Raw genomic sequence first — 11,645 nt, forward strand, 5'->3', positions numbered from 1 at the left:
TGCTAAAGCCGAAGGCATTCATACATGTCTAGATACTAACGGTTATGTTCGTAAGCACACTGATGTTATCGATGAAGTACTGGATGCAACAGACTTAGTCATGCTTGACATCAAACACATGAAAGACGAAGTGCACCAAGATCTCATCGGTGTATCCAACCGACGCACATTGGACTTTGCTCGTTACTTACAAAAAATCGGAAAGAAAACATGGATTCGCTATGTCGTCGTGCCTGGTTACACAGATGACCCAGAAGCAGCACACATGCTTGGTGAATTTATTAAAGACATGGATAACATCGAAAAGGTCGAGTTACTTCCTTACCACAAACTAGGGGCTCATAAGTGGGAAGCGTTAGGCTTAGAATACCCACTCGAAGGCGTAAACCCGCCACCGAAAGAAACCATGGATGAAATTCAATCCATTCTTGCTCAATACAACGATAACGTAAAATACTAAGTGAACCGCAAGACTAACCTCTTTAAAATACCAGCTTATTGCTGGTATTTTTTTGATTATATCTAAGCCTTATCAGTGAGTTTCTCTGCGGTCATTTAGGTATAAAAAGAACGATAGAAATGATTGCGTAATGTTCGCATAGGAAGGAAGTAACATGGATTTGTTTAACTTAGGCTCTCTTGTTGTCTCAATTTGGATAGTAGCTGTCTACTGCCTACCAGATTGGAAAAAAGTCGTTTGGCCCAAACTGGAAAAAGAAAAAGGATTTCAGCACCTCGTTTTTGCAACGCTCTTCTTTTTCAGTATTTTATGGGCCGCTCAAGCAGGTGTAAAAGAAGGATTACAGATTCATTTTCTTGCACTAACAACGCTGACGATGATGTATGGGTGGCGCATGGCATTTCTACTCAGCATTCCCGCTATGTTGGTCAACCACCTACTACATGATGTGTCCTTGCTACTCTTACCCACGTCGTTAGTTCTATCTGCCCTAATTCCGATTTTCATTAGTTACTTAGTGTTTCTTCTGAGTTACCACTACTTGCCACGAAACATTTTTGTTTTCATCTTCGTTGCTGGATTTTTCAATGGCGCGATAACAGGAAGTCTGCACCTCATCATTAACTCTTTTTATCACCTATCAGTTGGTCACTACGATTGGGAAACCATTCAACATAACTACTTTGTTTTTGTGCCGTTGCTCGCCTTTCCAGAAGGTCTATTAAATGGTATGGCACTGGCGGTTTTAACCGTATTCAAGCCAGAGTGGCTGAGAGTATTTTCAGACCGAGACTACATATACAATCATTACCATAAATAAGTGTTTTCAAACTGGTCAAAAGTGACAGTTCTTGCCATTTTTTAGTATTAAATATGTGTTGAGATCATGTTTCACTCATGTCTTAAGCGTTAACCTAAGCACATTAAAAATGTATTAGATATCTAGTGAGGTCACCATGGAAATGTCAAACGCTCAACGTTTGATTCTATCAAACCAATACAACCTTATGTCTCAACTTGATCCAAGTAATGCGGCCAAATACAAACGCTTACAAACGATCGTTGAACGTGGTTATGAACTACAAATGCGAGAGTTGAACAAAGATTTCGGCTGCCTCTCAGAAGCAGAGTGTCGTGAGATCATCGACGTTATGGAGATGTATCATGCGATGCAAGAATCTTACAACATGCTAGAAGATGAAGATCGCAGCAACGTGGATCAACGTCGCTTGAAGTTCTTGGGATTTGATATCGCTTCAGAAGCGCAACAAGTACATTACGTACGTTTTCTCATCGATTCTGAAGGTTTGTACCCTCAGTTTGACAAGGCAGATCATCACTTTAACAGCCAAATGCCGATGCTAGATAAATACCGCCGTATGCTGCAAACTTGGCGTAACTGCCCTCGTCAGTATCATTTATGTGAAAACGAACTAGCGCAAATCTTCAGCGCATAAAATGGTCATCTAAGAATGAGGAGAGCGCCCGCTCTCCTTGTTATTTACCCTGTCACAAACTTATCTAAGACTTTGCTCTCTTCCTACCTCTTTCACTTGCCTTGCTCAATGTAGAACAACGAATCACTGAGACTCTTCCGTCTTTGCCAAATATTTGATTTCTATTGCACCTATTCACGACATAAATTCGTCCTTAATAAAAGAGTGATTCAAATGTCACTTTTACAATAAATTCATAATTGTTAAGCAAAATTGCAAATCCCCGACTAGGCTTAAGTAGAGAAAGGCTGTGATTGAAAAATTCATATCCACCGCTCACCGTTGTAACGAAAAAACCGTCCATAAAGCAAAGTCTTTGGTGTCGCCAATCTTACATTCTGTACGAACCAAATATGATAACAGGACGTATATTCAAACAACAACGAGCATAACTGTTGGTGGAAAGCCTGAATCAACGTTCGTCGGTAGACTGACTATTAAAGGGGAAAGCGACATGAGTATTTTCGACCACTATCAATCAAGATATGAAGCTGCAAAAGATGAAGAGATGTCGTTACAGGAGTTTTTAGCCCTGTGTAAAGATGACAAAAGCGCTTATGCTAATGCAGCAGAACGCCTACTGATGGCGATTGGTGAACCAGAGATAATCGATACGGCAAAGGATCCGAGACTAAGCCGAATCTTCTCGAATCGTGTTATCTCTCGTTATGAAACCTTTAAAGACTTTTATGGCATGGAAGATGCCATAGAACAAATTGTGTCTTACCTAAAACATGCGGCGCAAGGCCTAGAAGAGCGTAAGCAGATTCTTTATCTACTCGGCCCTGTAGGTGGCGGTAAGTCTTCGCTTGCAGAAAAGCTTAAGGCTCTGATGGAACAGATGCCTATTTATGTTCTTACTGCTAACGGCGAACGCAGCCCAGTGAATGACCATCCATTCTGCCTATTCAAAGCCACAGAAGATGGCGATATTTTGAAAAAAGAATATGGCATCGAGCACCGTTATCTTCGCTCGATCATGTCTCCTTGGGCCGCTAAACGTCTTCACGAGTTTGGTGGTGATATCACCAAATTTAAAGTAGTGAAAGTACGCCCTTCTATCCTTGACCAAATCGGTATTGCCAAAACTGAACCAGGCGATGAAAACAACCAAGATATCTCATCATTGGTTGGTAAAGTCGATATTCGTAAGCTTGAACACTATTCGCAAGACGATCCAGACGCTTACAGCTACTCCGGTGCGCTGTGTAAAGCAAACCAAGGTTTAATGGAATTCGTTGAGATGTTCAAAGCACCAATCAAAGTGCTTCACCCGCTGTTAACAGCAACGCAAGAAGGCAACTTCAACGGTACAGAAGGCCTTTCTGCGATTCCATTCGACGGTATGATTCTGGCTCACTCAAACGAATCTGAGTGGCAGACCTTCCGTAACAACAAGAACAATGAAGCGTTCTTGGACCGTGTTTATATTGTGAAAGTACCTTACTGTCTACGTGTTTCAGAAGAAGTCAAAATCTACCAAAAACTTCTTGAAAACAGTGAGTTGTCTCAAGCCCCTTGTTCACCAAGCACGCTCGAGACTCTGGCACAATTCAGTATTCTTTCTCGACTTAAAGAGCCTGAAAACTCGTCCATCTTCTCTAAGATGCGTGTATACGACGGTGAAACGCTGAAAGATACGGATCCAAAGGCAAAAAGCTATCAAGAGTATCGTGATTATGCTGGTGTCGATGAAGGCATGAACGGTCTCTCAACACGTTTTGCCTTTAAGATTTTGTCACGCGTATTTAACTTCGACCAAACCGAAGTGGCAGCCAACCCTGTACATCTATTCTATGTGATTGAACAACAGGTTGAGCGCGAACAGTTCCCTGCTGAAACAGCAGAGAAATATCTCGAGTTCTTGAAAGGCTACCTAGTACCTCGATACGTTGAATTTATCGGTAAAGAGATTCAGACCGCTTATCTTGAGTCTTACTCTGAATACGGCCAAAACATCTTCGACCGATATGTCACCTATGCAGACTTCTGGATTCAAGACCAAGAGTACCGAGATCCAGAAACTGGTCAGCTATTTGATCGCTCTTCACTGAATGCTGAGCTAGAGAAGATCGAAAAAACAGCTGGTATTTCTAACCCGAAAGATTTCCGAAACGAAATCGTTAACTTTGTGCTTCGTGCGAAAGCGAATAACAATGGTCAAAACCCGGTTTGGACCAGCTACGAAAAACTGCGCACAGTAATCGAGAAGAAAATGTTCTCCAATACCGAAGAGCTACTTCCGGTTATCTCATTTAATGCGAAAACCTCTTCTGAAGATCAGAAGAAGCACGACGACTTTGTCGCTCGCATGATGGAAAAAGGCTATACCGAGAAACAGGTTCGCCTACTTTCTGAGTGGTACCTACGAGTACGTAAGTCATCCTAACCCAGTATTGAGTTAGGTCGCTTGTGAAACATGAAGAGGGCTATTTCATGGCGCAATTTATAGACCGAAGGCTCAATGGCAAGAACAAGAGCGCTGTTAATCGACAGCGCTTCTTGAAGCGCCACAAAGAGCAAATAAAAGAGTCGGTAGCAGACGCAGTGAATCGACGCTCGATTACGAATACGGAAACGGGCGAAGACGTCTCTATCCCTCACAAAGACATCAATGAGCCTATATTTCATCAAGGCAAAGGTGGTGTTCGCGAACGAGTTCATCCCGGTAACGACCAATTCATTACTGGTGATAAAATTGAGCGTCCCAAAGGTGGCGGTCAGGGTAGCGGCTCAGGAGAAGGGAACGCCAGTCCAGATGGAGAAGGCCAAGACGAATTTGTATTCCAAATATCAAAAGATGAGTACCTCGATATTTTGTTCGAAGATCTCGAGCTGCCTAATCTAGAAAAAAACCAAATTGCCAAAATCACTGAATGGAAAACACACCGTGCAGGCTTTCAAACTGCCGGTATCCCTTCCAATATCGCCGTAGTACGCTCTCTGCAACAATCTCTTGCGCGCCGTACTGCAATGACTGCTGGTAAGAAACGACTTCTCAAAGAGCTAGAAGACGAACTTGCTCGCATCAAAAATATTGAGCCTGCTCAGCAGTTTGAAGAGAACCGCTTGAAGGCTGAAATTGAAGAACTGCGCAAGAAAATCGAAAGCGTGCCGTTCATCGATACCTTCGACTTACGCTTCAAGAACTATGAGAAACGCCCTGTACCATCGAGCCAAGCGGTCATGTTCTGTCTAATGGACGTATCCGGTTCTATGGATCAGGCAACGAAAGACATCGCAAAACGCTTCTATGTTCTTTTGTACTTGTTCTTAACTCGTACCTACGAGAATGTCGAAGTCGTCTTTATCCGCCACCATACCCAAGCGAAGGAAGTGGACGAGCACGAATTTTTCTACTCACAAGAAACCGGGGGTACCATTGTATCTAGCGCGCTCAAGTTAATGGATGAAATAGTAAAAGAGCGATACCCGATTGGTCAGTGGAACATATATGCAGCTCAAGCATCCGACGGTGACAACTGGGCAGATGATTCGCCAAGATGCCGGGATCTGTTAGTGAACAAATTACTTCCAAACTGTCAGTATTACTCTTACATAGAGATCACGCGGCGCTCGCACCAAACTCTATGGCATGAGTACGAAAAACTCACTGAAGAATTTCCTAATTTCGCAATGAAAAACATTCGCTCTGTGGAGGATATTTTCCCAGTCTTTCGTGAACTATTCCAAAAAGAAACGGCGTAAGGAGGCTAGCGATGAATACCGCAACGAGAAACCTCTCAGGAGAGGCGCCTAAGAAGCGTAACAGTAAAGTGTTGCCGGATGGACCAGATTGGACATTTGAGCTGTTAGAGCGATACCACAAAGAAATTAAGCGTGTCGCGGAGCATTATCGCCTAGACACTTACCCTAACCAAATAGAAGTGATTACTTCAGAACAGATGATGGATGCCTATTCAAGTATCGGCATGCCAATCAATTACAATCACTGGTCATTTGGTAAAAAATTCATTCAAACAGAGCAGAACTATAAACATGGTCAAATGGGGCTAGCCTACGAGATTGTGATTAACTCCGACCCTTGTATTGCTTATTTGATGGAAGAAAATACGGTAACAATGCAAGCACTCGTTATAGCGCACGCGTGTTACGGCCATAACTCTTTTTTCAAAGGTAATTACCTATTCCAAACGTGGACTGACGCCAGTTCTATTATCGACTATCTGCTGTTCGCCAAAAAGTACTTAGCCGAATGTGAAGAACGATATGGCGTAAAAGAAGTGGAAAAGCTTCTCGACTCTTGTCACGCGTTAATGAACTTTGGTGTAGACCGCTACAAGCGTCCAGAGAAAATCTCAATTACAGAGGAAAAAGCAAGACAAGAAGAACGCGAAGCATACCTACAATCTCAAGTTAATGAGCTTTGGCGCACCGTACCGACAGCCAAGACGAAAGAGGAAGACATTAAAGAGCGATTCCCGAGCGAGCCTCAGGAAAACTTGCTCTACTTCTTCGAAAAACATGCGCCGTTGCTAGAGCCGTGGCAACGTGAAGTTGTTCGGATCGTCCGTAAGATCAGTCAGTATTTTTATCCGCAAAAACAAACGCAAGTCATGAATGAGGGCTGGGCAACGTTCTGGCACTACACCATACTCAACCATCTTTATGATGAGGGCTTGGTGTCTGAAAAGTTCATTCTAGAGTTCTTACATAGCCACACCAGTGTCGTGGCTCAGCCGCCTTATAACAGTCCTTACTTTAATGGCATTAACCCCTACGCGTTAGGCTTTGCCATGTTCCGAGATATTAAGCGTATCTGCGAAGAACCAACTGATGAGGACAAGGAGTGGTTTCCAGACCTAGCAGGAACCGACTGGTTAGATGCAGTGCATTTCGCGATGCATAATTTCAAAGATGAAAGCTTTATTAGCCAATACCTTTCTCCGAAATTAATGCGTGATTTCAAGCTGTTTGCGATCAACGATGATGATCATAAGAACTTTATTGAAGTCGCTGCGATACACGATGAGATGGGTTATAAACGCATTAGAGAAACCCTAGCCGCTCAGTATAACTTATCTAATCTTGAGCCAAACATTCAGGTGTTTAATGTCGATGTCCGTGGTGATCGCTCGCTTACGTTGCAGTACGTTCCTCACAACCGCATCCCACTTGATGATAGTTACGAAGAAGTTCTAAAGCACGTGTATCGATTATGGGGCTTTGATGTCATTCTCCAAGAAGTGAAAGACACCGGTCACCGAGAGGTCTTAGCGACCTGCCCTAAACGGAACCAATACGACACTAACATTTAACTAATACCTCGATACAAGTAAAACAAAAAGGCTCCTAATTCAGGAGCCTTGTTTATTCTTAAATCTATATGAGCATTTGTTACGCTTGCTTTGCAACAATCGCGCGCACGGCTTCTAGATCTTCGGGCGTATCAACCCCTGCCGCTGGTGCTTCTTTCGCTACCGCCACATGAATTTTTTCACCGTACCAAAGCACTCGCAGTTGCTCAAGACACTCAATCTGCTCTAATGCACTTGGTGCCCAGTTGACATACGTATAAATGAAACCAGCTCGATAAGCATAAATACCAATATGACGCATTAATGGGTTGGCAATGGTTTTGTCTTGTTTAGCAAAGTTATCGCGATCCCAAGGGATGGTTGCTCGACTAAAGTACAACGCATAGCCTTGCTCATCGGCGACAACTTTAACAGCATTCGGGTTGAACACTTCCTCTTCCGAGTCTATTTCTACAGCTAACGTCGCCATCGGGGCTTCACACCCTGATAAGTTATCAGCAACCTGACGAATGATGGACGGCGGAATCAAAGGCTCATCCCCTTGCACATTAACAATAATGTGGTCTGACGGAATAGCCATCTTTTCAACAACTTCTGCAAGACGCTCCGTACCTGATTCGTGCTGGGGAGAGGTCATACAAACTTTACCACCAAATGACGAAACCGCTTTCGCAACACGCTCGTCATCAGTTGCAACGATGACATCTTCCGCACCCGCTTGTAGCGCTTGTTCATAAACCCACTGAACCATAGGCTTACCACCAATATCCGCTAGCGGTTTACCAGGCAAACGGCTCGATGCGTAGCGCGAAGGGATGACAACCGTAAAAGACATTAGCGTCCCTCATCCATGCTCATAGTGCGAGCTTCAGGCTCTAGCAGAACTGGAATACCCTCTTTGATCGGGTAAGCAAGGCGATCCAATTTGCAGATCAACTCTTGATTATCTTTATCGTACGTCAGCTTACCTTTGCAAACAGGGCAAGCTACAATCTCAAGTAGACGGTGATCCATAAGCCGCTTTAACCTCTTTTATTCTATTTAAAATTTGCTCTGCATCGTTTGATTCAAACTGGGCAGATACAGGCAGATACCACCAATTATCTTGCGCATAATGGCTGCACTTGACGGCATCTTTCTCGGTCATAATCACATTGGTCCCTTGTTGAGCCAATGCTTCTAATTCTTGTTGATCAAAGTCTTGATGGTCAGCAAAACCTTTTGTGACTTTAACATCTGCGTTCATCGAGTTTAGTGTATGAAAAAAACGCGGAGGATGACCAATGCCCGCAAATGCGACGAGGTCTTTCAACTCCGAGACATCCACATGTTGCTTAGTCTTAAGATTAATAGCTTTAGAGGGTGCTAAAGCCATTGCGATTTCGCCCGTATGCGCTTGACCGCCATTGGTGATGATAAAGTCGACTTCTTTAAGTCGCTCAATACCTTCACGTAAAGGACCTAATGGAATCAGGCTTTCATTCCCAAACCGGCGATTACCATCCACAATCACTAACTCAATATCACGGCCTAACGCATAATGTTGTAATCCATCATCCGTAATTATGATATCCACATCCAAATCTAGCAGTGCTTTCACTGCATTTGAACGCACAGGATCTACCGCAACAGGTGCTCCTGTACGGCGATGAATCAACTTAGGTTCATCGCCACAATGCTTCGCTGGCGTATCTTCTTTTAGCACTAACGGATAGGCAGGAGCCTTTGCCCCATAACCACGAGAAACAACCCCCGGCTTAAAGCCCATTTGCTGTAGTTGCTCAACAAGCCACACAACAACTGGTGTTTTACCATTGCCACCAGCAGTGATATTGCCAACCACAACAACAGGTATAGGCGCATTATAAGCTTGCTTGCGGCCAGTTTGGTATTGCTTTCGCTTTGACTTGCTTATCGCTCCAAATAATAAACTCAGTGGCCACAAAAGCGGCCACAAGAGATATTTTATTGGATGGTTTTCAAACCAGATTTTTTCAATCACCGCGCTTATTCACCAAACTGAATACGGTGCAATTGTGCATACGCACCATTTTTCTCAATAAGCTCAGCGTGGTTGCCACGTTCAATGATGGCACCATCATCAACCACAAGAATTTCATCGGCTTTCTCGATTGTGGATAAGCGGTGCGCTATTACAAGTACCGTTTTGTCTTTTTGCAGCTCATCAAGTGCAGCTTGAATAGCTCGCTCGGATTCGGTATCCAAAGCCGAAGTTGCCTCATCAAGAATCAGCACTGGAGCATCACGCAATAGAGCTCGCGCAATCGCAACACGTTGGCGTTGACCACCAGACAAGCTAGCACCATTTTCACCAATCATGGTATCCAGTCCATCATCCATTTTGCCGATGAACTCCATCGCATGCGCGAGTGTTGCCGCTTTCTCGATATCACTACGCTCATATTGGCCATCCGTTGCGTACGCAATATTGTTTGCTATCGTGTCATTAAACAAATGAACATTTTGCGATACTAGTGCAAATTGCTGGCGTAAATTCTTTAGCTCGTAATCACGAATATCATGCCCATCTAATGTGATAGATCCACTGTCAACATCATAGAAGCGGTTGAACAAGTTCGCGATGGTACTTTTACCTGAGCCAGAACGGCCAACTAGCGCCACCGTTTTTCCTCTTGGAATATCGAAGCTGACATTTTCCAATGCTGGTTTTTCTGCACCAGTGTAAGTAAAGCTTACGTTTTTAACTGAAACATCGCCATTTGCGCGTTCAACTGTCAACTTACCTTCGTTTTTCTCAGGCTCGAGGTCAATTAACGCGAAGAGCGTTTGGCTCGCGGCCATACCACGTTGGAACTGAGAAGTAACGTTAGTCAGCGCTTTAAGTGGGCGCATCAGACCAAACATTGCAGAGAAGACAACAGTAAATGTACCTGGAGTCAGTTGCTCTTTAATCGAATCAATACTTGCTAAATAAAGAACGGCAACAATTGCAAGTGATGCAATCATTTGGATGATAGGGTTAGCCGCCGCTTGAGCCGTCACCAACTTCATGCTTTGTTGACGCATTTGGTTGCTGACTTTTTCAAATCGTTTACGTTCGATGTCTTGGCCGCCATAGCTCAACACAACTTTATGGCCTTTCAGCATCTGCTCTGCTGATGCAGTTACGTTACCCATCATGGTCTGCATATTTTTGGATATTTTTCTAAAACGTTTAGAAACAACACCAATACCCCATGCCACAACGGGAGCAACAGCAAACAGCACTAGCGACAATTGCCAGCTGTTGTAAAACATCAAGACTAACAGACCAATGATACTTGCGCCTTCACGCACAATGCTCACCAACGCTTGGCTAGTTGCCGCTGATACTTGCTCTGAGTCGTAGGTTATACGCGACAATAAGTTGCCCGTCTTTTCCTTATCAAAGTATGACACTGGCATATGCATAAAGTGATTGAACACCATGCGACGGACTTGCATAACTACGTTGCCAGATACCCAACTCAAACAGTAGGTGGAGACAAATCCACTTATGCCACGGATAAACATCATGGCAAAAATAATCAATGGAAGCGTGCGTAAAAAATCAGACTCAGCGTTCCCAAAACCTTCATCGAGTAGCGGTTTTAGTAGGGAAATCATATAGGTATCTGATATAGCATTAATAACTAATGCAATGACTGCAACGACAAGACCTGACTTATAAAGGCGAATAAATTGCCATAGACGCTTAAACGTCTGCCAAGTCGTTTCATCAGTATTTATCGACATAGAAGTGCTTTATTTTCTTACATTAAGACTCTCATTCTACTCCCTTACGCAGCATCTGCCTATACCAAGGCTCAAATGTATCGCTACGTTTGGTTTCTGAGCGCCAATTATCACGGTGAATAAAGAAGCTTACCTGACCACCCTCACCAGTATCAAGCCAAGTAATACCAAACTTTCGGTATGAAGCAACGACATTTTCCGCTGGCATTCCCCATCGATTGTTTTTTGCTAAAGAAGCAACCGCCACACTCGGGCTCACCGCCTCAATAAATCGAGGATTCGATGAACTTTTACTCCCGTGGTGAGGGACTAGCATCACATCGCTTTGTAACTTTCCGGGTTCTCTAAGCAAAATCCACTCGCTAATGGCCTCAATATCACCAGTAAAAAGCATACTAAAGTTAGAAATAGGGTCAGTAAGTCGTAATACACAGGAGTGCGGATTATACGCACGTTGAACAAGTGCAGGAGGCCAGAGCACTTCCATCTTTAATCCTTGCCATTTCCATTGGTCGCCTCTAGTGCAAGGCTCATATCCGATAAAGAATTGACTACTAAGTTTACGCTGTGGAGAAAAGGCATCTTCAATGAAAAAGCGGCCGCCTGCGTGATCATTATCGGAATGGCTTAGAATCAGTGTATCTATGCTTTCAT

Annotated in this window: 11 protein-coding genes; 6 read left to right on the forward strand and 5 right to left on the reverse strand. The window is 43.7% G+C overall.

What is annotated here, in order from left to right; genetic code table 11:
- The 6 genes from IQR33_RS17900 to IQR33_RS17925 all read left to right on the forward strand — a co-directional run.
- On the forward strand, window positions 1-460 hold a 460-nt coding region (locus IQR33_RS17900; RefSeq protein ID WP_193843898.1), incomplete at its 5' end, for a radical SAM protein.
- Window positions 461-614: 154 nt separating this feature from the next.
- Complete coding sequence (locus tag IQR33_RS17905; RefSeq protein WP_193843899.1) at window positions 615-1,280, forward strand: energy-coupling factor ABC transporter permease; 666 nt, start codon at window positions 615-617, stop codon at window positions 1,278-1,280.
- Window positions 1,281-1,416: 136 nt separating this feature from the next.
- The gene (locus IQR33_RS17910; protein WP_017820021.1) at window positions 1,417-1,917 is read left to right on the forward strand and encodes a YfbU family protein; all 501 of its coding nucleotides are present in this window, start codon (window positions 1,417-1,419) and stop codon (window positions 1,915-1,917) included.
- 493 nt (window positions 1,918-2,410) lie between these two features.
- The gene (locus IQR33_RS17915; protein WP_005378447.1) at window positions 2,411-4,345 is read left to right on the forward strand and encodes a PrkA family serine protein kinase; all 1,935 of its coding nucleotides are present in this window, start codon (window positions 2,411-2,413) and stop codon (window positions 4,343-4,345) included.
- A 47-nt stretch (window positions 4,346-4,392) separates the two neighbouring features.
- Complete coding sequence (locus IQR33_RS17920) at window positions 4,393-5,664, forward strand: YeaH/YhbH family protein (protein WP_005378448.1); 1,272 nt, start codon at window positions 4,393-4,395, stop codon at window positions 5,662-5,664.
- Window positions 5,665-5,675: 11 nt separating this feature from the next.
- Window positions 5,676-7,235 carry a SpoVR family protein gene (locus IQR33_RS17925; RefSeq protein ID WP_005378449.1) on the forward strand — a complete coding sequence of 520 codons (1,560 nt, stop codon included), beginning with the start codon at window positions 5,676-5,678 and terminating at the stop codon, window positions 7,233-7,235.
- A 79-nt stretch (window positions 7,236-7,314) separates the two neighbouring features.
- Here IQR33_RS17925 and kdsB read toward each other — a convergent pair whose 3' ends face one another.
- The 5 genes from kdsB to IQR33_RS17950 all read right to left on the reverse strand — a co-directional run.
- Window positions 7,315-8,070, reverse strand: coding sequence for a 3-deoxy-manno-octulosonate cytidylyltransferase (gene kdsB / locus IQR33_RS17930; protein WP_053303248.1), 756 nt, complete (start codon window positions 8,068-8,070; stop codon window positions 7,315-7,317).
- Window positions 8,070-8,249, reverse strand: a complete 180-nt coding sequence (locus IQR33_RS17935) for a Trm112 family protein (protein ID WP_005378451.1) — start codon at window positions 8,247-8,249, stop codon at window positions 8,070-8,072. Before IQR33_RS17935 ends, kdsB begins: the two co-directional genes overlap by 1 nt.
- Entirely contained in the window at window positions 8,230-9,237 is a 1,008-nt protein-coding gene (lpxK, locus tag IQR33_RS17940) for a tetraacyldisaccharide 4'-kinase (RefSeq protein WP_053303249.1), read from the reverse strand. The genes IQR33_RS17935 and lpxK overlap by 20 nt, the downstream gene beginning before the upstream one ends.
- Before the next feature lie 5 nt (window positions 9,238-9,242).
- Complete coding sequence (gene msbA, locus IQR33_RS17945; protein ID WP_042522131.1) at window positions 9,243-10,991, reverse strand: lipid A ABC transporter ATP-binding protein/permease MsbA; 1,749 nt, start codon at window positions 10,989-10,991, stop codon at window positions 9,243-9,245.
- A 31-nt stretch (window positions 10,992-11,022) separates the two neighbouring features.
- The coding region (locus IQR33_RS17950; RefSeq protein ID WP_228013967.1) for a ComEC/Rec2 family competence protein at window positions 11,023-11,645 on the reverse strand (623 nt) is incomplete at its 5' end.

It is taken from the genome of Vibrio sp. OPT46, from assembly GCF_015163535.1.
Classification (GTDB): Bacteria; Pseudomonadota; Gammaproteobacteria; order Enterobacterales; family Vibrionaceae; genus Vibrio; species Vibrio alginolyticus.